At 63.8% G+C, this 25,285-nt stretch carries 20 protein-coding genes; 11 read left to right on the forward strand and 9 right to left on the reverse strand.

The genetic code is table 11. The features are described from left to right. Window positions 1-48 precede the first annotated feature (48 nt). Both ACLEJU_RS03875 and ACLEJU_RS03880 read right to left on the reverse strand, forming a co-directional pair. A complete protein-coding gene (locus tag ACLEJU_RS03875) occupies window positions 49-1,356 on the reverse strand; it encodes an NAD(P)/FAD-dependent oxidoreductase (protein ID WP_435423228.1) in 1,308 nt (435 codons plus the stop codon). Window positions 1,357-1,386: 30 nt separating this feature from the next. Then, on the reverse strand, window positions 1,387-2,751 hold the full coding sequence (locus tag ACLEJU_RS03880) for a glutamine synthetase family protein (RefSeq protein ID WP_435423227.1): 1,365 nt from the start codon (window positions 2,749-2,751) through the stop codon (window positions 1,387-1,389). A 424-nt stretch (window positions 2,752-3,175) separates the two neighbouring features. Here ACLEJU_RS03880 and hrpA point away from each other — a divergent pair, with 424 nt between their 5' ends. Further along, window positions 3,176-7,081 (forward strand): ATP-dependent RNA helicase HrpA, encoded by a 3,906-nt coding sequence (gene hrpA, locus ACLEJU_RS03885; protein ID WP_435423226.1) that lies wholly within the window; start codon window positions 3,176-3,178, stop codon window positions 7,079-7,081. A 216-nt stretch (window positions 7,082-7,297) separates the two neighbouring features. After that, complete coding sequence (locus ACLEJU_RS03890; protein ID WP_435423225.1) at window positions 7,298-8,419, forward strand: beta-ketoacyl-ACP synthase III; 1,122 nt, start codon at window positions 7,298-7,300, stop codon at window positions 8,417-8,419. Window positions 8,420-8,548: 129 nt separating this feature from the next. On the opposite strand, the gene ACLEJU_RS03895 is transcribed toward ACLEJU_RS03890, so the two are convergent. Continuing rightward, entirely contained in the window at window positions 8,549-9,793 is a 1,245-nt protein-coding gene (locus ACLEJU_RS03895; protein WP_435423224.1) for a putative porin, read from the reverse strand. Window positions 9,794-10,054: 261 nt separating this feature from the next. Between ACLEJU_RS03895 and ACLEJU_RS03900 the strand changes: the two genes are divergently transcribed. Beyond that, window positions 10,055-11,182 carry a GNAT family N-acetyltransferase gene (locus tag ACLEJU_RS03900; protein WP_435423223.1) on the forward strand — a complete coding sequence of 376 codons (1,128 nt, stop codon included), beginning with the start codon at window positions 10,055-10,057 and terminating at the stop codon, window positions 11,180-11,182. 123 nt (window positions 11,183-11,305) lie between these two features. Here the strand turns inward: ACLEJU_RS03900 and ACLEJU_RS03905 are convergent, their stop codons facing one another. The 4 genes from ACLEJU_RS03905 to ACLEJU_RS03920 all read right to left on the reverse strand — a co-directional run bounded on the left by ACLEJU_RS03905 (window position 11,306) and on the right by ACLEJU_RS03920 (window position 15,501). Next, entirely contained in the window at window positions 11,306-13,138 is a 1,833-nt protein-coding gene (locus ACLEJU_RS03905; protein ID WP_435425490.1) for an ABC transporter ATP-binding protein, read from the reverse strand. A gap of 62 nt (window positions 13,139-13,200) precedes the next feature. After that, on the reverse strand, window positions 13,201-13,758 hold the full coding sequence (locus tag ACLEJU_RS03910; RefSeq protein WP_110636955.1) for a peptidylprolyl isomerase: 558 nt from the start codon (window positions 13,756-13,758) through the stop codon (window positions 13,201-13,203). Next, entirely contained in the window at window positions 13,752-14,564 is an 813-nt protein-coding gene (locus ACLEJU_RS03915) for an alpha/beta fold hydrolase (protein ID WP_435425489.1), read from the reverse strand. Before ACLEJU_RS03915 ends, ACLEJU_RS03910 begins: the two co-directional genes overlap by 7 nt. A gap of 13 nt (window positions 14,565-14,577) precedes the next feature. Then, window positions 14,578-15,501: a LysR family transcriptional regulator gene (locus tag ACLEJU_RS03920; protein ID WP_159411623.1), complete on the reverse strand. Its 924-nt coding sequence runs from the start codon at window positions 15,499-15,501 to the stop codon at window positions 14,578-14,580. A 48-nt stretch (window positions 15,502-15,549) separates the two neighbouring features. Here ACLEJU_RS03920 and ACLEJU_RS03925 point away from each other — a divergent pair, with 48 nt between their 5' ends. The 4 genes from ACLEJU_RS03925 (at window position 15,550) to ACLEJU_RS03940 (ending at window position 18,706) form a co-directional block, all read left to right on the forward strand. Continuing rightward, on the forward strand, window positions 15,550-15,864 hold the full coding sequence (locus ACLEJU_RS03925) for a 3-phosphoglycerate kinase (RefSeq protein WP_152953954.1): 315 nt from the start codon (window positions 15,550-15,552) through the stop codon (window positions 15,862-15,864). Between the two features lie 109 nt (window positions 15,865-15,973). Beyond that, a complete protein-coding gene (locus ACLEJU_RS03930) occupies window positions 15,974-16,573 on the forward strand; it encodes an FMN-dependent NADH-azoreductase (protein ID WP_435425488.1) in 600 nt (199 codons plus the stop codon). Between the two features lie 320 nt (window positions 16,574-16,893). Next, a complete protein-coding gene (locus ACLEJU_RS03935) occupies window positions 16,894-17,769 on the forward strand; it encodes a carboxylate/amino acid/amine transporter (protein ID WP_435425487.1) in 876 nt (291 codons plus the stop codon). 1 nt (window position 17,770) lies between these two features. Beyond that, the gene (locus tag ACLEJU_RS03940) at window positions 17,771-18,706 is read left to right on the forward strand and encodes an AEC family transporter (protein ID WP_435425486.1); all 936 of its coding nucleotides are present in this window, start codon (window positions 17,771-17,773) and stop codon (window positions 18,704-18,706) included. 119 nt (window positions 18,707-18,825) lie between these two features. Here ACLEJU_RS03940 and ACLEJU_RS03945 read toward each other — a convergent pair whose 3' ends face one another. Beyond that, a complete protein-coding gene (locus ACLEJU_RS03945) occupies window positions 18,826-20,124 on the reverse strand; it encodes a mechanosensitive ion channel family protein (RefSeq protein WP_435425485.1) in 1,299 nt (432 codons plus the stop codon). A 105-nt stretch (window positions 20,125-20,229) separates the two neighbouring features. Here ACLEJU_RS03945 and ACLEJU_RS03950 point away from each other — a divergent pair, with 105 nt between their 5' ends. Beyond that, on the forward strand, window positions 20,230-21,591 hold the full coding sequence (locus tag ACLEJU_RS03950; RefSeq protein WP_079229245.1) for a DEAD/DEAH box helicase: 1,362 nt from the start codon (window positions 20,230-20,232) through the stop codon (window positions 21,589-21,591). Between the two features lie 155 nt (window positions 21,592-21,746). Here ACLEJU_RS03950 and ACLEJU_RS03955 read toward each other — a convergent pair whose 3' ends face one another. After that, window positions 21,747-22,019, reverse strand: coding sequence for a hypothetical protein (locus ACLEJU_RS03955; RefSeq protein WP_159411613.1), 273 nt, complete (start codon window positions 22,017-22,019; stop codon window positions 21,747-21,749). A 156-nt stretch (window positions 22,020-22,175) separates the two neighbouring features. On the opposite strand from ACLEJU_RS03955, the gene ACLEJU_RS03960 reads away from it, so the two are divergent. The 3 genes from ACLEJU_RS03960 (at window position 22,176) to ACLEJU_RS03970 (ending at window position 25,158) form a co-directional block, all read left to right on the forward strand. After that, the gene (locus ACLEJU_RS03960) at window positions 22,176-22,940 is read left to right on the forward strand and encodes an SDR family NAD(P)-dependent oxidoreductase (RefSeq protein ID WP_435425500.1); all 765 of its coding nucleotides are present in this window, start codon (window positions 22,176-22,178) and stop codon (window positions 22,938-22,940) included. 98 nt (window positions 22,941-23,038) lie between these two features. Then, the gene (gene eutH / locus ACLEJU_RS03965; RefSeq protein WP_435425499.1) at window positions 23,039-24,271 is read left to right on the forward strand and encodes an ethanolamine utilization protein EutH; all 1,233 of its coding nucleotides are present in this window, start codon (window positions 23,039-23,041) and stop codon (window positions 24,269-24,271) included. 86 nt (window positions 24,272-24,357) lie between these two features. Beyond that, window positions 24,358-25,158, forward strand: a complete 801-nt coding sequence (locus ACLEJU_RS03970) for a helix-turn-helix transcriptional regulator (RefSeq protein WP_435425498.1) — start codon at window positions 24,358-24,360, stop codon at window positions 25,156-25,158. Window positions 25,159-25,285 lie beyond the last annotated feature (127 nt).

A 25,285-nucleotide genomic window follows, 5' to 3' on the forward strand; every position in this document is an offset into this window, starting at 1 on the left:
AGGAGCGGCCTCGTGTCGCGAAAGGCCGCTCCTACAGAAACCGCGCAATCAGCGCAGTTTCTCAAGCATCTGGTAGTACCACATCCCCGCCGCCAGCAGCGGATTGCCCAGCAAGTCCCCCATTGGCACTCGCACGTGCTTGCACTGCGCGAAGGTGTCGAACTTCTCCAGCGTTCCAGTCAGTGCCTCGGCCATGATCTCGCCCATGATGTGGCTGGTGGCGATGCCGTGCCCGGAATAGCCCTGGCAGTACCATACGTTGTCCGACAGCTTGCCCAGTTGCGGGATACGGTTGACCACGATGCCCATCGCGCAACTCCACTGGAACTCGATCGGCACGCCCTTGAGCGCCGGGAAGGTGCGCTCGATGCACGGGCGCAGCTCGCCTTCGATATCACGCGAATCCTTGCCCGAATAGTTGGCGCCGCCGCCGAACAGCAAGCGCTTGTCGGCCGTCAGGCGGTAGTAGTCGAGGACGAAGCGGCAGTCGTATACCGCCAGGTCCTGTGGGTTGATCTGCTCCGCCAGTTCGCCCAGCGGGGCAGTGGTGACGATGCCGCCCATGGCCGGGAAGATCTTGCCCTTGAGCTGGCGCTTTTCCAGCTTGTGGTAGACGTCACCGGCGAGCATCACCTGGCGTGCTTCGACCCGGCCGTGGGCGGTGACGACTGCCGGGCGCGGGCCATGGACGATGTCCAGCACTTCGGAGTTCTCGAAGATCAGCGCGCCCAGGCTGTGGGCGGCACGGGCTTCGCCCAGGCACAGGTTGAGCGGGTGCAGGTGCAGGTTGCGCAGGTTTTTCAGCGCGCCCAGGTACAGCGGGCTCTGCAGGTGCTCGGCGACACCCTTGCGGTCGAGCAACTGTACCTGGTCGCCCATGCCACGGCGTTCGGCTTCGGCCTGGAGGCTGCGTAGCTCCTCCATGTGCGAAGGTTTCATCGCCGCGTGCAGGTGACCGCGCTTGAGGTCGCAGTCGATGCCGTAGCGAGCGACCCGCTGCTCGATCACCTGGTGGCCACGCCAGCGCAGGTGCCAGATGAAATCATCGACCTCGGTGCCCAGGTGGTTGCGCATCTGCGTGCGCATGGCCTCGTCACCCGACAGGCTGCCGGTGACCTGGCCGCCATTGCGTCCGCTGGCACCCCAGCCGATACGGTTGGTCTCGACGATCGCCACCTTCAGGCCGCGTTCGGCCAACTCCACCGCAGTGGCCACGCCGGTGAAGCCACCGCCGATGATCGCCACGTCGACCTGCACCGTGCCCTTGAGCTGCGGGTACTCGGTGTGATCGTTCAGCGAGGCGCTGTAATAGGACGGCGCGCGCTGGGCCGGGCCGTTGTTCAATGCTGCGTTCATGGGTGTTCCTTGTTCTGAATAGGGTAAGGCTCAGGCCTGGTGCAGGTACCAGCGCCAGTCCTGTTCACTGACTTCGGCCATGAACTGGCGGTACTCGGCGCGCTTGACCTTCAGGTAGACGCCGAGGAACGCCTCGCCGAGCGCTTCCCGCGCCCAATGCGAGCGCTCCAGTGCGTCGAGTGCGGTCAGCCAGTCGGTGGGCAGGTGCTCGGTGGCCTGGGCATAGCCGTTGCCTTCGACCGGCGCACCGGGGTCCAGCTGCTCGCGGATGCCACGATGGCAGGCGGCCAGAATGGCGGCGGCCGCCAGGTACGGGTTGGCATCGGCGCCACAGATGCGGTGCTCGACATGCCGGCTGTTGGCCGGGCCACCGGGCACGCGCAGGCTCACGGTACGGTTGTCCACGCCCCAGGTCGGCGCCAGCGGGGCATAGCTGTTGGCCTGGAAGCGGCGGAACGAGTTGGCGTTGGGGCAGAACAGCAACAGCGAGTCACGCAGGTGACGGAGCATACCGGCCACCGCCTGGCGCAGCAGTGGCGTGCCGGCTTTGTCTTCGCTGGCGAACAGGTTGTTGCCGGCGCTGTCGGCCAGGCTCAGGTGCATGTGCATGCCGGTGCCGGCCAGTTGCGCGAACGGCTTGGCCATGAAGCAAGCCTGCATGCCGTGGGCATGGGCCACGCCCTTGACCAGGCGTTTGTAGCGCACGGCCTGGTCCATTGCTTCGAGGGCATCGCCATGCTCCAGGGTGATTTCCACCTGGCCCGGAGCGTACTCCGAGATCGCCGTGCGCGCCGGAATGCCCTGGGCCTTGCAGGCGGCATACAGGTCGGCGAGGAAAGGTTCGATCTGTTCCAGTTCGCGCAGGCCGTAGACCTGGGTCGTGCGCGGCCGGCCACCGTCATTGTCCAATGCCGGTTGCGGGCGGCCCTGGGCATCGCGTTGCTGGTCGAGTAGGTAGAACTCCAGCTCGCAGGCCATTACCGGGTGGTAACCGTCAGCCTTGAGCGCTTCGATGGTGCGCAGCAATACATGGCGCGGGTCGGCGACACTGGCGGGCAGGCCTTCGCTCGGGTGCATGCTGACCTGCACCGCGGCAGTCGGCACACGGCGCCAGGGCAGGCGCACCAGGCTGCCTTCCAGCGGGTAGGCGCGGCAGTCGATATCGCCGACATCCCAGACCAGGCCGGAGTTTTCCACGTCGTCGCCATTGAGCGTCAGGCCGAGGATGGTGCTGGGTAGCGGACGGCCGCTTTGGTACACCGCCAGCAGTTCCTCGCGGTGCAGCAGCTTGCCGCGTGGTACACCGTTGGCGTCGAGGATGAACAGCTCGAACAGTTCGATATCAGGGTTTTCTGCCAGGAAACGGCTGGCGTGCTCTACAGGTGCAAAGTGCATGATGGATTCGCTCACAGGCGCACGGGACCGGCGCAGAGGCGCGGTCCAGCTGAGACAGACGGCCGTACGGCGGCCGGGTTTGGTCACAAAGGCGTGAGCGAAGCATCCGGTGGGCGTGCGTGGCGGCAATGCCACAGGGCCCAGAAGGCGAGAATGATGTGGACCAGCGGATTTTCACCGGCGCGGGACCGGGCCTTCGCTAGCGAAGGGCAGGACGACGGTGGGGCGATGGTCTGGACGGGAGTCATGCCTTTGATACTCACATGCGGCGTAAGGTTGATTAAAGCAGTGAATAGCAACCTTTACATCGCACTTGGCTAAACATTCGTCCAGCCAGCAGAGAACCCGCAAATCTGCGACAATCGCGCATCTTTCGAATGCCGATCATGAAAAAGCAGGCCCACCTGCATCACTAAAAAGCCCCATGACTGACCAAGCCATCGACAAACTGCTGCAAAACCTCGACCACGCCATGATTGCCGAGCGCCATCGCCTGCGCCGGCAACTGCATGAGCTGCGCAAGCGCCCTGACGAGGCGAAGCTGGCGCAATGGGTGGAAAAGGTCCAGGCATCCTGTGCCCAGGTCACCGCACGCCAGAACAGCGTGCCGCAGATCCGCTACGACGACAGCCTGCCGATCGCCGCCAAGCGTGACGAGATCAAGAAAGCCCTGGCCGAAAACCAGGTACTGGTGATCGCCGGCGAAACCGGTTCGGGCAAGACCACTCAGTTGCCGAAGATCTGCCTGGAACTGGGCCGCGGCAGCCATGGCCTGATCGCCCATACCCAGCCACGGCGAATCGCCGCCCGCAGCGTCGCCGCCCGGGTTGCCGAAGAACTCGGCACGCCGCTGGGCGGGCTGGTCGGTTACCAGGTGCGTTTCGAAGACCAGAGCGATGCCAACACCCTGGTCAAGCTGATGACCGACGGCATCCTGCTGGCCGAAACCCAGCACGACCGCTTCCTCGAACGCTACGATACGATCATCGTCGACGAAGCCCACGAGCGCAGCCTGAACATCGATTTCCTGCTCGGCTACCTGAAGACCCTGCTGCACCGCCGCCCGGACCTGAAGCTGATCATCACCTCGGCGACCATCGACCTGGAGCGCTTTTCCAAGCACTTCGACAATGCGCCGATCATCGAGGTCTCCGGGCGTACCTTCCCGGTGGAAACCTGGTACCGCCCGCTGACCAGCGAGCAGGACGAGGAGGGCAACCAAGTCGAGGATGACCTGACCGTCGACCAGGCGATCCTCGCCTCCCTCGACGAGATCGCCCAGCATGAGCGCAGCGTAGGCAAAGGCCCCGGCGATGTGCTGGTGTTCCTCCCGGGCGAGCGGGAAATCCGCGATGCCGCGGAGATCCTGCGCAAGGCGCAACTGCGTCACACCGAGATCCTGCCGCTGTATGCGCGCCTGTCGCCGGCCGAACAGCAGCGCATCTTCCAGTCGCACACGGGGCGCCGCGTGGTGCTCGCCACCAACGTTGCGGAAACCTCGCTGACCGTACCGGGCATCCGTTATGTGATCGACACCGGTACCGCGCGCATCAGCCGTTACAGCTACCGCGCCAAGGTCCAGCGCCTGCCGATCGAAGCCGTGTCCCAGGCCAGTGCCAATCAGCGCAAGGGCCGCTGCGGCCGGGTCGAGCCGGGTATCTGCATTCGGCTGTACAGCGAAGAAGACTTCAATGGCCGCCCGGCCTTCACCGACCCTGAGATCCTGCGCACCAACCTGGCGGCGGTGATCCTGCAGATGCTGCATCTGCGCCTGGGCTCGATCGACGCCTTCCCGTTCATCGAGCCGCCGGATGGCAAAGCCATCAGCGACGGCTTCAACCTGTTGCAGGAACTCTCGGCGGTCAACCGTGAGAACCAGCTGACGCCGATCGGCCGCCAGCTGGCGCGCCTGCCGATCGACCCGCGGCTGGGCCGCATGCTGCTCGAGGGCGCCCGCCAGGGCAGCCTGCAGGAGGTGCTGATCGTCACCAGTGCGCTGTCGGTGCAGGACCCACGCGAGCGCCCGCCGGAGCGCCAGCAGGCCGCCGACCAGGCCCATGCGCAGTGGAAGGATGCCGATACCGACTTCGCCGCGCTGGTCAACCTGTGGCGGGGCTTCGAAGAGCAGCGCCAGGCGCTGACGGCCAGCCCGCTGCGCAACTGGTGTCGCAAGAATTTCCTGAACTACCTTCGCCTGCGCGAGTGGCGCGATGCCCATCGCCAGTTGTCGCTGATCTGCCGCGAGCTGCAACTGACGGTCAACAAAGAGCCGTCCGACTATCAGAAAGTGCACAAGGCAATCCTCAGCGGCCTGCTCAGCCAGATCGGCCAGAAGACCGAGGAAGGCGATTACCAGGGGGCCCGCCAGCGACGCTTCTGGGTGCATCCCTCTTCGGGCATTGGCCGCAAGCGCCCGCAGTGGGTGATGGCCGCGGAGTTGGTGGAAACCACCAAGCTGTATGCGCGCATGGTCGCCAAGATCGAGCCTGACTGGATCGAGCCGCTGGCGACCCACCTGATCAAGAAGAACCACTTCGAGCCGCACTGGGAGAAGAAGCGCGGACAAGTGGTGGCCTATGAGCAGATCACCCTGTACGGCCTGATCCTGGTTGGCCGCCGCCCGGTGCACTTTGGCCCGATCGACCCGGTCACCTCGCGTGAGCTGTTCATTCGCGAAGGCCTGGTCGGCGGTGAAATCCAGTCGCGGGCCAAGTGCCTGGCCGCGAACAAGCGCCTGCTCGAAGAGCTCGACGAACTGGAGGCCAAGGCCCGTCGGCGCGACATTCTCGCTGATGAAGAAACCCTGTACGCCTTCTACGAAGCACGCTTGCCGGCGGAGATCCATCAGACCGCGACCTTCGACGCCTGGTACCGAATGACCAGCCAGAAGGACCCGAACCTGCTGATCATGCGCGAGGAAGACGTGTTGGCCCGCGAAGCCAACGAAGTCACTGCCGCGCAGTACCCGGACAGCATGCAGGTAGGTGAACTGCGCCTGCCGCTGACCTACCACTTCGAACCGGGCCACCCGCGTGACGGCGTGACCGTGCGGGTGCCGGCGCCGCTGTTGCCAAACCTGCCTGGCGAGCGCCTGGAATGGCTGGTGCCGGGCCTGCTGGAGGCCAAGTGCGTAGCCCTGGTACGCAACCTGCCCAAGGCGCTGCGCAAGAACTTCGTGCCGGTGCCGGACTTCGTCAAGGCCTCGCTGGCGCGCATGACCTTCGGCCAGGGCGCGCTGCCCCAGGCCCTGGGCCAAGAGTTGCTGCGCATGACCGGCGCGCGGGTTTCCGATGAGGCCTGGGCCGAGTCGGTCAACCTGGTCGAAGGCCACCTGCGCATGAACATCGAAGTGGTCGATGGCCAGGGCAAGTTTCTCGGCGAAGGCCGCGACCTGGCCGAGCTGACTGCCCGCTTTGCCGCTGCCAGCCAGGCGGCGTTGGCCGTGCCGCGCACCGAGAAGAGCGAGCAGCCGGTGCAGGCCAAGGCCTTCAGCGAGATCAAGCAGACTGCCCAGCAGAAGATCGCTGGCCTGTCGATGACCGTGTACCCGGCGCTGGTGGAAGAAAACGGCACCGTGCGCGAAGGGCGTTTCTCGACCCAGGCCGAAGCCGAGTTCCAGCACCGTCGCGCCTTGCAGCGCCTGTTGCTGCAGCAGTTGGCGGAGCCCGCCAAGTTCCTGCGTGGCAAGCTGCCGGGCTTGACCGAGCTGGGCCTGCTGTACCGCGAGCTGGGCCGGATCGAAGCACTGGTCGAGGACATCCTGCTGGCCAGCCTGGACAGCTGCATCCTCGACGGCGAAGCCACGTTGCCGCGTGACGGTGCAGCCCTGGCCGGGTTGGCCGAGCGCAAGCGTGGCAGCTGGGCCGAGCATGCCGAACGTCTGGCCCGCCAGACCCTGGAAGTGCTGAAGCTGTGGCACGGTCTGCAGAAGCGCTTCAAGGGCAAGATCGACCTGAGCCAGGCGGTGGCGCTGAACGACGTCAAGCAGCAGCTGGCCAACCTGGTCTATCCGGGCTTCGTGCGCGAAACCCCTGCCGTGTGGTTCAAGGAGTTGCCACGCTACCTCAAGGCGGTGGAGTTGCGCCTCGAGAAGCTGGGCGCCCAAGTGCAGAAGGACCGTGTGTGGAGCGGCGAGCTGGGCAACCTGTGGGCGCAGTACAAGGCGCGGGCCGACAAGCATGCCCAGGAAGGCAAGCGCGATGAGCAGCTGACCTTGTACCGCTGGTTGCTGGAGGAGTATCGGGTGTCGCTGTTTGCCCAGCAGTTGGGCACCAAGATGCCGATTTCCGACAAGAGATTGAGCAAGCAGTGGAGCCAGGTGGAAGGATAAACTTCCGCAGATGTGGCAATATTGATGCAATTTGGGCCGCTTTGCGGCCCATCGCGGGTAAACCCGCTCCTACAGGGATTGCGCACGCCTGTGGGAGCGGGTTTAGCCGCGATCGAGGGCACAGCCCTCGCCGTGAAGTTGGTACTAAAGTGCCATTATTCTGTCATATTCCCAGCCAGCGCCCCGTAGCGATGGCCTTTGAGCAGAGGATCGATCGTGCATAACGTCGTGATCAGCGGCACCGGCCTGTATACCCCGGCCCAGAGCATTTCCAACGAAGAACTGGTGGCCTCCTTCAACGCCTGGTCACAGCAGTACAACCAGGACAACGCCGCCGCCATCGAGCGTGGCGAGCTCGAGGCGGCACCGTTGTCCGACGCCGCCTTCATCGAAAAGGCCTCGGGCATCAAGAGCCGCTTCGTCATGGACAAGGCCGGCATCCTCGACCCGCAGCGCATGAAGCCGCGCCTGCCCGAGCGTTCCAACGACGAGCCGTCGATCCTCTGCGAAATGGGCGTTGCCGCTGCGCGCCAGGCGCTGGAACGCGCCGGTCGTACCCCGGCGGATGTCGACGGGGTGATCGTCGCCTGCTCCAACCTGCAACGCCCTTACCCGGCCATCGCCATCGAAGTGCAGCAGGCGCTGGGTATCGACGGCTTCGCCTTCGACATGAACGTGGCCTGTTCGTCGGCCACCTTCGGCATCCAGACCGCTGCCAACAGCGTGCAACTGGGGCAGGCCCGTGCACTGCTGGTGGTTAGCCCGGAAATCTGCACCGGGCACCTGAATTTCCGCGATCGCGACAGCCACTTCATCTTTGGTGACGCCGCCACGGCGGTACTGGTCGAGCGAGCCGACAAAGCCACGTCGGCGCACCAGTTCGACATCGTCGGCACCAAGTTGCAGACCGCGTTCTCCAACAACATCCGCAACAATTTCGGCTTCCTCAACCGCGCGGCGGAAGAGGGGATCGGCGCGCCGGACAAACTGTTCGTGCAGGAAGGGCGCAAGGTATTCCGCGAAGTCTGCCCGATGGTCGCCGAGCTGATCGGCAAGCACCTGGGCGAGAACAACCTGCAGCCATCCGACGTCAAGCGCTTCTGGCTGCACCAGGCCAACCTGAGCATGAACCACCTGATCGTCAAGAAGCTGATGGGGCGTGAGGTGAGCGAGGAAGAGGCACCGGTGATTCTCGACCGATATGCCAACACCAGTTCGGCGGGATCGGTGATTGCCTTCCACCTGTACCAGGATGACCTGGCGCCAGGGGCGTTGGGCGTGCTGAGCTCGTTCGGCGCGGGGTATTCGATTGGCAGCGTGATTCTGCGCAAGCGTTGATTGTCGCGTTAGATGCCAGATCGAGGGGGCCGCTTTGCGGCCCCCTCTTTTTTGCAGGCAAAAAAAGGCGGGAAATGCCGGATGGGGTCGGCATTTCCCGCCTCAGAGTGAAGCAGAGGAGTGTGTCGCTTAGAACTTGGCTTCCAGGTCCACCTGCAGGGTGTCTACGCTGGCGTCGCTGTTCGGCAGGTTGGAGTAGTCGGTCTTGGCCATCATGTAGGCCGCGCCGAGGTTGAAGTTCTTGTCGATTTCGTAACCGACCTTGAACTTGTGGCCGCGCGAACCGGTGAAGCCGTTACCGAAGTCAGAGTCGGTGAACAGGCTGACTACGCCGTTACGCTGCACGTCGCGGTAGTTGTAGTCCAGGCTCCAGGCGCCGATCTTGGACTTCAGGCCGGCCAGCCAGGCAGTGTCCATGCCGTCGGTGCTTTCGGTGTTCTTGACGTACTGGCCGTAAGCCGACAGTGGGATGGCGAAGCCGGTGAAGTCGACTTGGCCGAAACCTTCAACCAGATTGAACTCGTCGGTGGTGTTACCCAGCGAACGCAGCAGAGCCGAGGCCTTGTCGTTGTCGTAGCCGTAGAGGCTGGCACCGACGGTGACCTTGACGGTGTCAGCCGCGTTGAACTTGGTACCCAGCTGGGCCGCGTACAGCTGTGCGTCGTGCTTGTACTGCACGCCGTCGCCGTCGACGTTGTCTTTCAGGTTGTAGTGGCCAATGCTGCCGAACACTTCGGCCGGGCCGGCGTTGGTCTTGTAGGTGACGGCCACGCCTTCCGGGTTGATGTCGCTATCCCAGATGATGTCGCCCATGCTCACCCATGGCTGCAGCATCTTGCCGCCGATCAGGTGCAGGTTCGGGACGGCAGTCGGGTGCCAGTCGAGGTAGGCCAGGTCGACCCACAGGGCTTTCTTCTCGAAGTAGTTGTCCAGGCTCTGGTTGGTCGAGCGGGCATCGGCGCTGCTGCCGGTGGCCACACGCACGCCAGCATCGACCTGCGGGTTGATCTCGCTGTAGAAGCCGACACGGGCACGCACGCGCTCGCGATCCTGGTTGGGGCTGCGGGAGATCGGGTTGTCGACGTTGACGTCTTCGTAACGCAGGCGTACATCACCCTTGATCTGGGTCTTGGCGGCCCATGCCACTTTTTGTTCGAAGGAGCTCATCCGGTCGGACTGAGCTTTCTGAGCGGCCTTTTCCTTGGTTTCCTGAGCCAGGTCGCCCTGCAGTTCGTTGTACTGCGCCTGGTTGATCGAGCCATTGGCGCGGAGCATTTCGAGCAGCTTGGCGTCGACGGCAGCACTGGCCGGAGCACTCAGAGCCAGCATCATGCCGGTGAGGCTCACTCCGGTAAGTGTAGAAACAAGACGCATAAGGTTCTCCCTACTTAAAAGATTTGGGGAGGCTCAGCGCCCGCCCCCATGTTGGCATGTCTTCGGAAAGGGCCTGACTAGACAGGTTCTGGGGTTCCGGAAAACAGGCGCAAGTATTGCGGGGGCCAATGACAGAATAATGTCTAATTAGTGGCACTGCTGTTAAGTAATTGAGAATGAAAGGCGAAACGGGCCGATCCTCATTTGAGTGACGGGCCTCTGTTCGCCGATACTGATGGCCTTAAACAGCGAGTCGAAAACGTGACCAGTCTCTACAGCCTTGCCCACTTGCGTGACCTGCCAGCGGCGACCTGGGATGCCCTGGTCCCCCCTGGCCAACCGTTCCTGCGCCACGCTTTTCTCAGCGCCATGGAAGACAGCGGCAGTGTTGCCCGCAACACCGGCTGGGCAGCCGAACACCTGGTGCTGGAGCGCGACGGGCAGGTGCGTGCGCTGCTGCCGGCGTACCGCAAATGGCATTCGTATGGCGAGTACGTGTTCGACCACGGTTGGGCCGATGCCTGCGAGCGTGCCGGCATCGCCTACTACCCCAAGCTGCTCGGTGCCGTGCCGTTCAGCCCGGTCAGCGGGCCGCGCCTGCTGGCGGCCGACCCTGCCGATGGCCTGCTGGTGCTGCAGGCATTGCCCGAATATCTGGGCAAAGCCGGGCTGTCCGGGGCGCACATCAATTTCACCGACCCGCAGCTGGATGCGCAGATGGCGGGTTTGCCGGGCTGGATGGAGCGGCTGGGTTGTCAGTTCCACTGGCGTAATCACGGTTATAGCGATTTCCAGGACTTTCTCGACAGCCTCAGCTCACGCAAGCGCAAGCAGATGCGCAAGGAGCGTGAGCAGGTGGCCGGGCAGGGCATCGATTTTCGCTGGTATCGCGGCGATGAGCTGGACGAGGCGCAGTGGGATTTTGTTTTCCTCTGCTATGCCAACACCTATGCGGTGCGCAGGCGTTCTCCCTATCTGACCCGGGAATTCTTCAGCCTGTTGGCCGAGCGTATGCACGAGGCCGTGCGGGTGGTGATGGCGCGCCAGGGCGGGCGTGATGTGGCCATGGCCTTGAGCCTGGTCGGTGGCGACAGCCTGTTTGGCCGCTACTGGGGCTGCCTCGATGAGTTCGACCGGTTGCATTTCGAGACCTGCTTCTACCAGGGCATGGACTTTGCGATTGCCGAAGGGCTGCAGCGTTTCGATGCCGGGGCGCAGGGCGAACACAAGCTGATTCGCGGGTTCGAACCGGTGCTCACGCGCTCGTGGCATTACCTGCTGCATCCCGGGTTGAGGCGGGCGGTGGAGGATTTTCTGCAGCAGGAGCGGGAAGGGGTGCGGGGGTATGCCGAGGAGGCCAAAGGGATGCTGCCTTACCGCAAGGATTGAGGTCTCCAATACCTGTTCCGACCTCTTCGCGGGTAAACCCGCTCCCACAGGGACCGCACAGGCCTCAAGGGCTGTGGTGAGCCTGTGGGAGCGGGTTTACCCGCGAAGAGGCCGGAACAGGACTCAGTCGACCCCGACAAAGCCCCCGGTCTGGTGGTGCCACAACCGGGCATACAGCCCCCGCTGTTCCAGCAGCTCGCTGTGGCTGCCACTCTCGACGATCCGCCCCTTGTCCAGAACCACCAGGCGGTCCATCCGGGCAATGGTCGACAGCCGGTGAGCGATGGCGATCACCGTCTTGCCCTGCATCAAGGTCTCCAGGCTTTCCTGAATGGCCGCCTCGACCTCCGAGTCCAGCGCCGACGTGGCTTCGTCCATGATCAGGATCGGCGCATTTTTGAGCAGCACCCGGGCAATCGCGATGCGCTGGCGCTGCCCGCCCGACAGCTTCACGCCACGCTCGCCCACATGGGCATCGAAGCCGGTGCGGCCCTGGGCATCCGACAACTGCGGGATGAACTCATCGGCCCGCGCCCGGCGCACGGCTTCGTGCAGCGCCGCGTCACTGGCGTCGGGGCGGCCATACAGCAGGTTGTCGCGGATCGAGCGGTGCAGCAGCGAGGTGTCCTGGGTGATCATGCCGATCTGCGCACGCAGGCTGGCTTGGCTGACCTCGGCGATGTCCTGGCCGTCGATCAGGATGCGCCCGCCCTGCACGTCGTACAGGCGCAGCAGCAGGTTGACCAGGGTCGACTTGCCGGCGCCGGACGGGCCGATCAGGCCGATCTTCTCGCCCGGGCGGATGTCCAGGTTGAGCCCTTCGATCACGTTGGCGGCCTTGCCATAGTGGAAGTCCACGTCATCAAAGCGCACCGCGCCGCGGCTGACCTTGAGGGGCGGCGCCTGGGCCTTGTCGGTAACGGTGACCGGTTGGGCAATGGTCTGCAGGCCGTCCTGGACCATGCCGATGTTTTCGAAGATGCCGTTGACCACCCACATGATCCAGCCCGACATGTTGACGATGCGGATCACCAGGCCGGTGGCCAGGGCGATGGCACCGACGGTGATCAGCGACTGGCTCCACAGCCACAGCGCAAGGCCCGTGGTGGTGACCACCAACAGGCCGTTGAGGGTGGTGATGACCACGTCCATGCTGGTGACCACGCGCGAGGCCAGCTGGGTTTTCTCAGTCTGTTCGCGGATCGCTTCTCGGGCGTACTGCTGTTCATGGTCGGTGTGGGCGAACAGCTTGAGGGTGGCGATGTTGGTGTAGCCATCGACGATCCGCCCCATCAGCTTGGAGCGGGCGTCGGAGGAAACCACCGAGCGCTCCTTCACCCGCGGCACGAAGTAGTACAGCGCAACGATGTAGCCGACGATCCACACCAGCAGCGGCAGCATCAGGCGCCAGTCGGCCTCGGCGAACAGCACCAGCGAGGTGATGGCGTAGATCAGCACATGCCACAGCGCATCCACCGCCTGCACGGCAGAGTCGCGCAGCGAGTTGCCTGTTTGCATGATGCGCTGGGCGATGCGCCCGGCGAAGTCGCTCTGGAAGAAATTCAGGCTCTGCTTGAGCACATAGGTGTGATTCTGCCAGCGGATCAGGCTGGTCATGCCGGGGTTGATGGTCTGGTGCACCAGCAGGTCGTGCAGGCCGAAGAACACCGGCCGCAGCAGCAGGATCACCACCAGCATCCAGATCAGCTCGCCGCTGTGCTCGCTGAAGAAGTTGACATTGGGCGTGCCCTGGGCCAGGTCGATGATGCGGCTCAGGTAGCTGAACATCGCCACCTCGATCAGCGAGGCGAACAGGCCCACCACCAGCAGGGCGAGAAAACTCGGCCAGACCTGGCGCAGGTAGTACAGGTAGAACGGCCAGACCTGGCCGGGCGGCGACTCGCTGGGCGCGTCGCGGAAGATGTCGATCAGTTGCTCGAAACGGCGGTACAGCATGGGTGACAAGACTCCTGTGCTACCCGACCCCGGAAGGTTTCACGTCCCTGTGAAACCGGCGGTCAGTCGATGCGTTTGGCGGACTTGATGTACACCGGGTCGGCCGGGACATCGCGCATGCCTTTTTTCACCGTGGTTGGCGAGTTGACGATCTGGTCGACCACTTCCATGCCCTGGGTCACCTTGCCGAACACGGCGTAACCGGCGTCGCGGCCCGGGTTGAGGAAGTCGTTGTCGGCGACGTTGATGAAGAACTGGCTGGTGGCCGAGTTCGGGTTGGAGGTGCGTGCCATCGACAGGGTGCCACGGGTGTTCTGCAGGCCGTTGCTGGCCTCGTTCTTGATCGGGTCCTTGGTGTCTTTCTGCACCATCTGGTCAGTGAAGCCGCCGCCCTGGACCATGAAGCCCGGGATCACGCGGTGGAAAATGGTGTTGTTGTAGAAACCGCTGTCGACGTAGGCCAGGAAATTCTTGGTACTGATCGGCGCTTTTTCTGCATTGAGCTCGATGGTGACCTGGCCGAAGCTGGTGTCCAGCTGAACGTGCGGGGTCTTGTCGGAAGCCATGACGCTGGTGGCGAAGGCGACCGAGCAGGCGGTGAGCAGGAGTTTTTTCAGCATGGGCTCAATGATCCTTGAGAGGTGGAAGCGGCTGCGAGGAACTGCAGCAGGGTCTGGTTGAAGACCTCGGGTTGATCGAGGGGTGTAGCGTGTCGGGAATCGTCGATGACCACCAGCCTGGCGTGGGGCATCAGGGCCACGTAGCGCTCTTTAAGGTGTATCGGGGTGTAATCGTGGTCGGCGGCAATCACCAGCGTGGGACAGCGGATCTGCGCGATGCGTTCCTGCACGCCCCAGTCGACGATGGCGTCGAAGCTCTTGAGGTAGGCGCGCTTGTCGTTGCGTGCCCAGCGTTCGGCCATCTTCTTGCGCAGTTCGGCCTGCTCCGGCTTGGGGAACAGCCGCGCGGCCAGGCCCTGGCCGACCGTCTCGACGCTGAGGATGCGCGCCAGGCCCCAGCGCTTGAGCCACCATAGCCAGTCGCTGCGGGTGCGGCGCTTGACCTCGGGGGCGCTGTTGACGATGCACAGGCTGCGCAGCCATTGCGGGTGGTCCACGGCGAACTGGAACCCGACCATGCCGCCCATGGACAGGCCGACGAAGTGCACCGGGCCGGTCTGCAGGTGCTCGAGCAGGGCCAGCAGGTCTTCGCTGAAGGTGGCGATCTGGTAACCGTCGCGGGGCTTGTCGGAGCGGCCGTGGCCGCGGATGTCCATGAGGATCACCCGGTAGTGGCGGCTCAGCTCGGGTACCTGCAGCTCCCAGTCCTGGCTGCTGGAGCCCAGGCCGTGCAGCAGCACCAGGGGTTCGCCCTGGCCATATTCCTGATAATGCAGCGAGCATCCTTCATGTTCGAAATAGGCCATGGGCGCGGTCCTCTCAGGCTTGTGGGGGGGCTGCGAAGGGCACGTCCAGCGGCGCGGTGTCGAAATTGCGCAGCAGGTCGATGAGAATCTGCGTGGCCGGGCCCAGGGTCTTCTCTTTGCTCGAATAAAGGTAGAACAGTGGGTGGCGGCTGCCACCCTGATCGAGCGGCAATGGCTTCAGTACGCCGTCGAGCAGCTCACGCTCGATCATGTGCCGTGGCAACCAGGCAAAGCCCAGGCCGCTGCCGACGAAGGTGGCGGCGGTGCCCAGGCTGCCGACCGTCCAGCGCTGCTCGGCGCCGAGCCAGCCGACATCGCGTGGCTGGGCGCGGCCGGAGTCGCGGATCACCACCTGCAGCTGGCTTTCCAGGTCCTGGAAGGTGATTTCCCGGCCCAGGCGGTGCAGGCTGTGTTCCGGGTGGGCAACGGCGACGAACTCCACCGAACTCAGCTCGGTGCCCAGGTAGCCGCCGATGCTGTAGCTGCTGATGGCAAGGTCGGCGATGCCTTCGTGCATCACTTCCTCGACGCCCGACAGCACCTCTTCACGCAGACGCACCCGGCAACCGCGGCTCTGTGGCATGAACGCAGCCAGGGCGCGCACCAGGCGGGCACTGGGGTAGGCGGCATCGACCACCAGGCGTACCTCGGCCTCCCAGCCTTGCTCCATGTGGTGCGCCAGGTCTTCCAACTGGCTGGCCTGCTTGACCAGGTGCCGCGAACGGCGCAGCAGCACGTTGCCGGCCTCGGTCAGCACGGCTTTGCGGCCATCGATGCGCAGCAGCGGCACGCCCAGCTGTTCCTGCATGCGTGCCACGGTGTAGCTGACCGAAGACTGCGAACGGTGCAGGGCTTCGGCGGCCTGGGCAAACCCGCCATGGTCGACCACTGCTTGCAGGGTTCGCCATTGATCCAGGGTCACGCGCGGCGCTTTCATGTTTGGCTCCTGTTGTCCTAAGCTGCGCTCTTTCAAGGAGAGCGCCCCATGAAGAAATGTTGTGCGGCAATTTTGATGTGCCTGCCCCTTGGGGCAATGGCTTACCCCATCGACGTGGAGAAGGACCTGACCGGGGTCAAGCTGGACTACACCACCTATGACACGGCCTACGACATCGGGTCCATTACCCTGAACAACTATGGGCAAGTGCCGGCAGCCTGCAAGGTGACCTTCCGCAACGGGCCCGAGGCACCGCGGGTGCGCCGGGTCAACGTACCGGCTGGCAAGAGCGTCGATGTGACGGCCAATTTCAATCGGCAGATCATCAAGCTGCGCATCGCGCTGGACTGCAAAGCGCAATAAAACGGATTAATCGATAGATTGCACCCACTTTTTACGCTTTTTTATCGATAGGTCAAGCCTTAATCTCACCTCCATCGAATCGCAACCCTTTTTGCCGATGGAGGCACCCATGTCCCGCGTACTGATCATCGAAAGCAGCGCCCGCCAGCAGGATTCCGTTTCCCGTCAACTGACCCGTGACTTCATCGAGCAGTGGCAGGCGGCGCACCCAGCCGACGCGATCACCGTGCGTGACCTGGCGGTAAACCCGGTGCCGCACCTGGATGCCAACCTGCTCGGAGGCTGGATGAAGCCTGAAGAACAGCGCAGCGCCGCCGAACTGGAGGCCCTGACCCGCTCCAACGAGCTGACCGATGAAGTGCTGGCTGCCGATGTGCTGGTGATGGCCGCGCCGATGTACAACTTCACCATCCCCAGCACCCTCAAGGCCTGGCTGGACCACGTGCTGCGCGCCGGGATCACCTTCAAGTACACCCCGACCGGCCCGCAAGGCCTGCTCACCGGCAAGCGCGCCATCGTCCTGACTGCCCGTGGCGGCATCCATGCCGGTGCTACCAGCGACCACCAGGAACCTTACCTGCGCCAGGTGATGGCCTTCATCGGTATTCACGATGTTGACTTCATCCATGCCGAAGGCCTGAACATGAGCGGCGAGTTCCACGAGAAGGGCCTGAACCAGGCCAAGGCCAAGCTGGCCGCAGTGGCCTGAGGTCAACGAATTCCCATCCCTGACACCTGTTGTAGCTCCTTTGGGTGTACCTGCCCGGCCTGATGGCCGGGCTTTTTTATGTGCGGTGCACGCGGTCTGCTTTTGCTTTGTGTGGGAGCGGCCTTGTGTCGCGAAAGGGCTGCAGAGCAGCCCCAGCAATATGTGCAGCTGTGCTGAGATCCGGGGGCGCTTCGCACCCCTTTCGCGACACAAGGCCGCTCCCACAAAGACCGAGTATCCAGCCACCCCCACATTCCTCATGGTTGAACCCAAAGGCCGCAACCCGCTAAGGTCGCGCCCTTGATCCACGAGAGGCAACCATGGGCTACCTGATAATCGTCGCGCTGATCCAGGCGTTTTCCTTCAACGTGATCGGCGAGTACCTGGCCGGGCACGTCGACAGCTATTTCGCCGTGCTCGCGCGCGTGGTGCTGGCCGGCCTGGTGTTCCTGCCGCTGACCCACTGGCGCCAGGTCGAACCGCGCTTCCTGCGCTCGATGCTGCTGATTGGCGCGCTGCAATACGGCATCACCTACGTCTGCCTGTACCTGAGCTTCCGCGTGCTGACCGTGCCGGAAGTGCTGCTGTTCACCATCCTTACGCCACTGCACGTGACCCTGATCGAGGACGCCCTGAACCGGCGCTTCAACCCCTGGGCATTGCTCGCGGCCTTGGTTGCCGTGGCGGGGGCGGGAGTGATCCGCTTCGACAGCATCAGCGGCGACTTCTTCATCGGCTTCCTGCTACTGCAACTGGCCAACTTCACCTACGCCGCCGGCCAGGTGCTGTATCGCCACTTGGTCGCCCGTAACCCTAGCGACCTGCCGCACTACAAGCGTTTCGGCTACTTCTACCTGGGCGCGCTGATCGTGGTGTTGCCGGCGTTCCTGCTGTTCGGCAATGCCCAGCACCTGCCGATCACCAACGTGCAGTGGCTGGTGCTGCTGTTCCTCGGCCTGTGCCCGACGGCCCTGGGCCTGTACTGGTGGAACAAGGGCGCCTGCCTGGTCTCCGGCGGAACGCTGGCGGTGATGAACAACCTGCATGTGCCGGTGGGGCTGCTGCTGAACCTGCTGATCTGGAACCGCGACGAGCCGCTTGGCCGGTTGTTGCTCGGTGGCGCGATCATCCTGGCGTCGGTATGGCTGAGCCGTCTGGGCAACCGTGCGCAGTCGCCTGTGACGGGCAAGGCCTGACATGCACACCATCTTCGTCATCGTTGCTCCGATCTTCGCCCTGATCCTGGTCGGCTTCCTGTGCCGCAAGACCAACAAGCTCGGTGACAAGGCTGCCGCCGAGATCAACAAGATGGTGGTCTGGCTGTGCCTGCCAGCGCTGCTGTTCAAGGTCACCGCCACGGCGACCTGGAGCGAGATCTGGCACCCAGGGTTCATCGTCGCCTTCGGTGCGGGGGCATTGGCGATGTTCGTCGTGACCCTGGCCTGGCGCCTGTACAGCGGCCACGGCCTGGTGGCAGCGAGCATCGACGGGCTCAGTGCCGGCTATGCCAATACCGGCTACATCGGCATTCCGTTGTGCCTGCTGCTGTTCGGCCAGCCAGGCCTGCAGCCAGCGTTGATTTCGTCGCTGATCGTGGTCTGCCTGGTGTTCGCGATTTCCCTGACGCTGATCGAAATCGGCCTGCAGGAGGAGCGGCAGATCGGCCGTGCGATCCTGCTGGTGAGCAAGGCGCTGGCGAAGAATCCGCTGGTGATTTCGCCGCTGGCGGGAGCGGGCTGGGCCATGGGTGGCCTGGGGCTGGCCGAGCCGGTGATGCATTTTCTCGACATGCTGGCGTTGGCGACCACGCCTTGCGCATTGATCTCGCTGGGCGCGTTCCTGGCCGAGAAACGCACCGGTTCGCAGGCCAGCCCGTGGCCGTTGGTGGCGCTGAAGCTCGTCGGTCAGCCGGCGCTGACCTGGGTGCTGGCGTTCAAGGTGTTCAGCCTGCCGACCATGTGGGCGGCCTCGGCCGTGCTGCTGGCGGCGCTGCCGACCGGGACTGGGCCGTTCATGCTGGCGGAGTACTACAACCGCGAAGCGGGGCTGATTTCGCGGACGATCCTGTTGTCGACCGTGGCCTCATTGGTGACCCTGACCGGGCTGCTATACCTGCTGGGTTATGCGGGGTAGCTGAGGGTCTCTTCGCGGGTAAACCCGCTCCCACAGGTATGGCACAGCTCTCAAAACTTGCTGTGTACCTGTGGGAGCCGCGCTTGCCGGCGATGGGCTGCAGAGCAGCCCCGGCAATCTCAAGCTTCACTCACCTCTTCCAACCGCCGCGAAACGGGCTCCACAACCCGCCCAGCCAACCCCACCCGCATGTCATTGCCACTCGGCTGCTGATACAGACTCAACCCAAACTCCGGCAACACCGCCAGCAGGTAATCAAAGATATCCCCCTGAATCCGCTCGTACTCCGCCCACACCGTGGTGGTGGTAAAGCAGTAGATCTCCAGCGGCACACCCTCGGCCGTGGTCTGCATCTGCCGCACCATGCAGGTCATGTTCGGGTGCACGTTCGGGTGGTTTCTCAGGTAAGCCAGGGCAAACGCCCGGAATGTCCCGATATTGGTCAGCTTGCGGCGGTTGGCCGAAAGCTCTGGCACCGGCCCCAGCGCCTCGTTCCAGGCCAGCAGTTCCTGGCGCTTGCTGGCCAGGTAGTCGCCCAGCAGGCTCACCTGAGTCAGGCGCTGCTCTTCGTCCGGGGTAAGGAAGCGCACGCCGGCAGCATCGATGAACAGGCTGCGCTTGATCCGCCGCCCGCCAGACTGCTGCATGCCGCGGTAGTTGCGGAACGACTCGCTCATCAGGCGCCAGGTCGGAATCGAGACGATGGTCTTATCAAAATTCTGCACTTTCACGGTATGCAGGGTGATATCGACCACATCACCATCGGCACCCACCTGCGGCATCTCGATCCAGTCGCCCACATGCAGCATGTCGTTGCTGGTCAGCTGCACACTGGCGACGAACGACAGCAGCGTGTCCTTGTACACCAACAGCAGCACCGCCGACATCGCACCCAGGCCCGACAGCAGCAACAGCGGCGAGCGGTCGATCAGGGTGGCGACGATGACGATCGAGGCGAAGATCCACAGCATCATCTTGGCGAGCTGCACGTAGCCCTTGATCGAGCGGGTGCGGGCGTGCTCGGTGCGAGCGTAGATGTCCAGCAGGGCATCGAGCAGGCACGACAGGGCCATGGTCATGAACAGAAGGGTGAAGGCCAGGGCGACGTTGCCGAGGAAGTGCTGAGCAGTGTCGGACAGCTCGGGCACCAGTTTCAGGCCGAACTGGATCACCAGCGACGGGATGGTCTGGGCCAGGCGGTGGAACACCTTGTTGTGGCGCAGGTCGTCGAGCCACTTCAGCGCCGACTGCCGGGCCAGCAGGCGGGCGCTGTGCAGCACCAGGAAGCGCGCCAGGCGCCCGAGTACCAGGGAAATCAGCAGCAGCACCGCCAGGCCGATAGCGGCGTGGAGCAGTGGATGTTGGTCGAGGGTGCCCCACAGGTCGAGGCTGTCACGCCAGATGCGTTGGATGTCCATAAGCTTGAAACCGGTCTTTTACAGCGAAACGAAGCGCCATTAGAGCGCGGAAGCCGACAAAGTTGCCAAAAGAAATTCGGCTAAGGCGGCAGAAAACGTTACCCTATGCAACTGAATTTCCCGCACTTGCCTGAGGTTACCTCCGTGTTCTCCCAATTCGCCCTGCATGAACGCCTGCTGAAAGCCGTGGCCGAGCTTAAATTCGTCGAGCCGACCCCGGTGCAGGCCGCGGCCATCCCCCTGGCCCTGCAAGGGCGCGACCTGCGTGTGACCGCGCAGACCGGCAGCGGCAAGACCGCCGCGTTCGTCCTGCCGCTGCTCAACCGCCTGGTTGACCTGAAGGGCGGGCGCGTCGAGATCCGCTCGCTGATCCTGCTGCCGACCCGCGAGCTGGCCCAGCAGACCCTCAAGCAAGTGCAGCTGTTCTCGCAGTTCACCTACATCAAGGCGGGCCTGGTCACCGGCGGTGAAGACTTCAAGGAACAGGCCGCCATGCTGCGCAAGGTGCCGGACGTGCTGATCGGCACCCCGGGCCGCCTGCTCGAGCACCTCAATGCCGGCAACCTCGACCTGTCCCACGTGCAGGTGATGATCCTCGACGAAGCCGACCGCATGCTCGACATGGGCTTCGCCGAAGACATGGAGCGCCTGTGCAAGGAGTGCGAGAACCGCGAGCAGACCCTGCTGTTCTCGGCCACCACTGGCGGCGCGGCCCTGCGCGACATCATCGGCAAGGTCCTGAAAGATCCAGAGCACCTGATGCTCAACAGCGTCTCGCAGCTGGCCGAAGGCACCCGCCAGCAGATCATCACCGCCGACCACGACCAGCACAAGGAAGCCATCGTGCAGTGGCTGCTGGCCAACGAGACCTTCGACAAGGCGATCATCTTCACCAACACCCGCGCCCTGGCCGACCGCATCTACGGCCACCTGGTGGCCAAGGACGTGAAAGCCTTCGTGCTGCACGGCGAGAAGGACCAGAAGGACCGCAAGCTGGCTATCGAACGCTTCAAGCAGGGCAGCTCCAAGGTGCTGGTGGCCACCGACGTGGCGGCCCGTGGCCTGGACATCGACGGCCTGGACCTGGTGATCAACTTCGACATGCCGCGCAGCGGCGACGAGTACGTGCACCGTGTGGGCCGCACCGGCCGTGCCGGTGGCGAAGGCCTGGCGATTTCGCTGATCACCCACAATGACTGGAACCTGATGTCCAGCATCGAGCGCTACCTCAAGCAGCAGTTCGAGCGCCGGGTGATCAAGGAAGTGAAGGGCACCTACAACGGGCCGAAAAAGGTCAAGGCTTCGGGCAAGGCGGTGGGTGCCAAGAAGAAGAAGGTCGACAAGAAGACTGGCGAGAAGAAGGCTGCTGCCAAGCGCAAGCCGACCGCCAAGCCACGGCCGAATGCGCCACTGGCCAGCTCCGACGGCCTGGCGCCGCTGAAGAAGCGCAAGCCGGCTGCTGAATAAGCTTGACGCAGATCCTGTAGGAGCGGCCTTGTGTCGCGAAAGGGCCGCAAAGCGGCCCCCTGCCAGATGTGCCATTGCGAATATCCCGGGGCTGCTTTGCAGCCCTTTCGCGACACAAGGTCGCTCCTACAAGGCGAGCGCCAGCGCGAAGTAAATCACTCAGCCTTTTTCTCTGCTTCCTTCAACTCCTTGATCCGCTTGTCGATCAACTGACATTTATCGGGCAAGTCCTTGCTCGCCGTCCCCAGCTCCATCCCCTGGAGCTCATCATTGATCTCCTTGGCCTTCTGCGGGTTCTGCTCGGTCAGTTGACTGACCAGCCCGGCCAGCTCCTCACGTTTCTGTGTCGCTTCCTCCGGTGTGCAGGCCCATGCGGGCAGGGCACAGCACAGGGCGGTGGCACAGGCGATGCGCAGCAGCGGTTTCATCCTTTCTACCTCCGGCGGTGGTGATGCCCGGTGGAGACGCGCGTGCGGCGGTTGGTTCAGCGCCTGCGACCGGCGGCTATACCCCTGGGTATATTTACCGCAGCCATCCTCGGCTCTAGTTTGAGGCCACAACCACAACAACCGAGGAACACACCCATGGATCGATTGAAAGGCAAGGTGGCACTGATTACCGGCGGCGCGGGCGGTTGTGGCCTGGCCGCGTCGGAGCTGTTCGCCGCCGAGGGCGCCAAGGTGGTGATCCTCGACTTGCCGACCAGCCAGGGCGAAGCGGTGGCGGCACGCATCAATGCCGAAGGCGGGAAGGCGCTGTTCGTCGCCGCCGATGTGTCGCAGGCCGACCAGGTGCAGCGTGCCGTGGCCCAGGGCCAGGCGCATTTCGGCCCGATCACCGTGCTGATGAACCACGCCGGGATCATCGCCGCCGGGCCGTTCCTGGAAACCAGCGAGGCCGACTGGGACCGGCTGATGAGCATCAACGTCAAAAGCATGTTCCTGGTCACCAAGGCGGTACTGCCGGGCATGCTCGCTGCGGGCGGCGGCAGCGTGATCTGCACTTCGTCGATTTCCGCCGTGGTCGGCACGCCGATGGAGGTGCTGTATTGCACCACCAAAGGCGCGTGCCACATGTTCGCCCGCGCCCTGGCCGTGGAATACCGCGACCAGAACATCCGCAGCAACGCCATTTGCCCGGGTTTCATCGGCACTGCCCATGGTCGCCGCGAGCTCGACCTGCTGCGCGGTTATGGCGTGGATGCTTCCGACGAGGCGATCAAGACCATGCAGGGGCGCCTGTGCGATCCAAGCGAGGTGGCTAATGCCGCGCTGTTCCTGGCCAGCGACGAGTCGAGCTTCGTCAGTGGTTCGCACCTGTTCGTCGACAACGCCTACACCGCCATGTGATGCCTGGCCGGCAGCCCGCTGCCGGCCTTCAACAAGAACGAAAAGCAGCACCCTTCAATTCTGCCCCCAAGCCAATTCCAACAAGACAGAGGCAGCAGATGGAAAACATAGGCACTTACGTCATCTACGTGATCATGGTGTGCGCCGTGATCGGCGCGATCGCCTCGATCGTCAATGCAGAATCCGAGCTGGCCAAGGAATTCACGGCCGGCCTGCACAGCATCGGCCCGATCTTCATCCCGGTGGCCGGGATCATGGCCGCCATCCCGTTCATTTCCAGCTTCATCAGCCACGTCATCGGCCCGCTGTTCCTGGCCATGGGTGCGGATGCTGGCATCGCCGGGCCGATCTTCATCGCTTCGGACCTGGGCGGTTACCAGTTGGCCCAGGCGCTGTCGCACAGTCCGGAAGGCTGGATCCTCGGCCTGATCACCGGCTTCCAGTGCGGCTCGACGGTGATCTTCGTCATCCCGGTGGGCCTGGCCATGCTCAACAAGGCCGACCACAAGTACATGGCCCTGGGCATCATGGCCGGGTTGCTGAGCATCCCGATCAGCATCGTGTTCATCGCCATGGGCATGCAGGCCATGGGCCTGGGTGTGCGCCCGGATATCGCCACGGCAGGCGCCGCGACCCAGGCGCTGCACTTCACCTTGCCGACCCTGTTGCGCAACTTGTCGCCGCTGATCCTGTTCTGCGTGGCACTGGCGGCGGCCCTGCGCTACTTGCCCAACCTGATGGTCAGCCTGTTCCTCAAGCTGGGGCAGCTGATGTACGCGGCAGTGACCCTGGTGCTGGTGGCCTCGATCGTCGAGTACTTCACCGGTGGTTTCACCTCGCTGTTCGGTGGCTGGGGCTTTGCGCCGATCATCGCCGACAAGGCCGACCAGTTCCGCGCCCTGGAGATCGCAGGCTACGTGGGCATCATGCTCTGCGGTGCGTTCCCGATGGTCTACCTGATCAAGCGCTGTCTGTCGCGGCCGATCGAGAAAGTGGCCTCGAAGCTGGGCCTGTCACCGGTGGGCGCCGCCGGCATCCTCGCGGCCTCGGCCAACATCCTGGCGATGTTCCGCCTGGTGGTCGACATGCCACCGAAGGACAAGGTGCTGGTGATCGCCTTCGCCGTTTGCGCGGCCTTTACCTTCGGTGACCATCTGGCCTATTCGGCCAACTTCCAGCCGACGCTGATCGGGCCGCTGATCATCGGCAAGCTCGCCGGTGGCCTGCTGGGCATGGGCCTGGCTTACTGGCTTGCGGTGCCCAAGGCGCTGGAGCTGGGCCGCCAGGAAGAAGACGCCGGCCTGCTGCCTGCCAGCCCAGCGTTGCACTGACAGGGCCTGGCATCGTTCAATGCCGCTCGGGCTTCTACAGCCGGGCGGCATTCGCGTTTTCTTCATTCACCGCACAGGCCATCGCCATGAACAGCGACAACGCCGACCGCCTGGGCGCGGTCATCCGCAGCATCGGCAGCGACACCCTGGGCCCGGCCCTCGATACCGCGCTCAAGGGCGTGGTCGATTTCGACATGAGCTGCGCCTACCTGTTCCGCTTCAACCAGCCGGCGCTGCTGATCCACGATGGCTACAACCAGCGCGTGGCCGAGCGCACGCTCAAGGCCTACTTGCGCGGCGGCTACCTGCTCGACCCGTTCTACGTCGCCTGTACCAATAACCACCCATCTGGCCTGTGGCGCATGAGCGAACTGGCCCCGGACAGCTTCTTCGCCTCGGGCTTCTCTATCTCTCACGACATCCACCCCTGTGTTTCCTCGCACCACGGCAGCCTGATCGATGAAATCGGCTTCATCGTCCCGGTGCGGCCACGGACCGCGCTGGTGTACTCGCTGATGCGTGGCTTGGACAAGGGCGCGTTCGCGGTTGAGGAAGCACAGCGGCTGGCAGCACTGACGCCGGTGATCGATGCCATTTTCAGCCAGCACCTGCGCCTGGCCCACGCCGATGACCTGGCCGATCCGCAGGAGTCGGACAGCCAGCTGGAAGATGCCTTCGTCGATATCCTTCAGGGCCAGCTGACCGAGACCCAGCGGCATGTGGCCAAGCTGATCCTGCAGGGGCACAGCAGCCAGTCGATCTCCCGTGAGCTGGGGATTTCGGAGGGGACAGTGAAGGTACACCGGCACAATATCTGGCAGCGGTTGGGAATTGCTGGGAATGCGGAGTTGTTCAGGTTGTTCATCAATTACCTGGTCAAGCAGTGACTGAACCCCTCTAGCCTGCTGGTCAGGCTGCTTCGCTTCATGTCGTAGTCCTTTTCCCAAAGCCTCCTGGCGCAATTGAAGAGCGAGTGATTGCCCTCTAGTCTCGCCCTCAAACAGGAGGTATCGT

This window comes from Pseudomonas sp. SMN11, from assembly GCF_052041945.1.
Classification (GTDB): Bacteria; Pseudomonadota; Gammaproteobacteria; order Pseudomonadales; family Pseudomonadaceae; genus Aquipseudomonas.

Bases quoted from the DNA above. Each gene is read 5' to 3' on its own strand.
- ACLEJU_RS03875 (WP_435423228.1), bottom strand. From the start codon at position 1,356: ATGAACGCAGCATTGAACAACGGCCCGGCCCAGCGCGCGCCGTCCTAT.
- ACLEJU_RS03880 (WP_435423227.1), bottom strand. From the start codon at position 2,751: ATGCACTTTGCACCTGTAGAGCACGCCAGCCGTTTCCTGGCAGAAAAC.
- hrpA (WP_435423226.1), top strand. From the start codon at position 3,176: ATGACTGACCAAGCCATCGACAAACTGCTGCAAAACCTCGACCACGCC.
- ACLEJU_RS03895 (WP_435423224.1), bottom strand. From the start codon at position 9,793: ATGCGTCTTGTTTCTACACTTACCGGAGTGAGCCTCACCGGCATGATG.
- ACLEJU_RS03905 (WP_435425490.1), bottom strand. From the start codon at position 13,138: ATGCTGTACCGCCGTTTCGAGCAACTGATCGACATCTTCCGCGACGCG.
- ACLEJU_RS03910 (WP_110636955.1), bottom strand. From the start codon at position 13,758: ATGCTGAAAAAACTCCTGCTCACCGCCTGCTCGGTCGCCTTCGCCACC.
- ACLEJU_RS03915 (WP_435425489.1), bottom strand. From the start codon at position 14,564: ATGGCCTATTTCGAACATGAAGGATGCTCGCTGCATTATCAGGAATAT.
- ACLEJU_RS03920 (WP_159411623.1), bottom strand. From the start codon at position 15,501: ATGAAAGCGCCGCGCGTGACCCTGGATCAATGGCGAACCCTGCAAGCA.
- ACLEJU_RS03925 (WP_152953954.1), top strand. From the start codon at position 15,550: ATGAAGAAATGTTGTGCGGCAATTTTGATGTGCCTGCCCCTTGGGGCA.
- ACLEJU_RS03930 (WP_435425488.1), top strand. From the start codon at position 15,974: ATGTCCCGCGTACTGATCATCGAAAGCAGCGCCCGCCAGCAGGATTCC.
- ACLEJU_RS03935 (WP_435425487.1), top strand. From the start codon at position 16,894: ATGGGCTACCTGATAATCGTCGCGCTGATCCAGGCGTTTTCCTTCAAC.
- ACLEJU_RS03940 (WP_435425486.1), top strand. From the start codon at position 17,771: ATGCACACCATCTTCGTCATCGTTGCTCCGATCTTCGCCCTGATCCTG.
- ACLEJU_RS03945 (WP_435425485.1), bottom strand. From the start codon at position 20,124: ATGGACATCCAACGCATCTGGCGTGACAGCCTCGACCTGTGGGGCACC.
- ACLEJU_RS03950 (WP_079229245.1), top strand. From the start codon at position 20,230: ATGCAACTGAATTTCCCGCACTTGCCTGAGGTTACCTCCGTGTTCTCC.
- ACLEJU_RS03955 (WP_159411613.1), bottom strand. From the start codon at position 22,019: ATGAAACCGCTGCTGCGCATCGCCTGTGCCACCGCCCTGTGCTGTGCC.
- ACLEJU_RS03960 (WP_435425500.1), top strand. From the start codon at position 22,176: ATGGATCGATTGAAAGGCAAGGTGGCACTGATTACCGGCGGCGCGGGC.
- eutH (WP_435425499.1), top strand. From the start codon at position 23,039: ATGGAAAACATAGGCACTTACGTCATCTACGTGATCATGGTGTGCGCC.
- ACLEJU_RS03970 (WP_435425498.1), top strand. From the start codon at position 24,358: ATGAACAGCGACAACGCCGACCGCCTGGGCGCGGTCATCCGCAGCATC.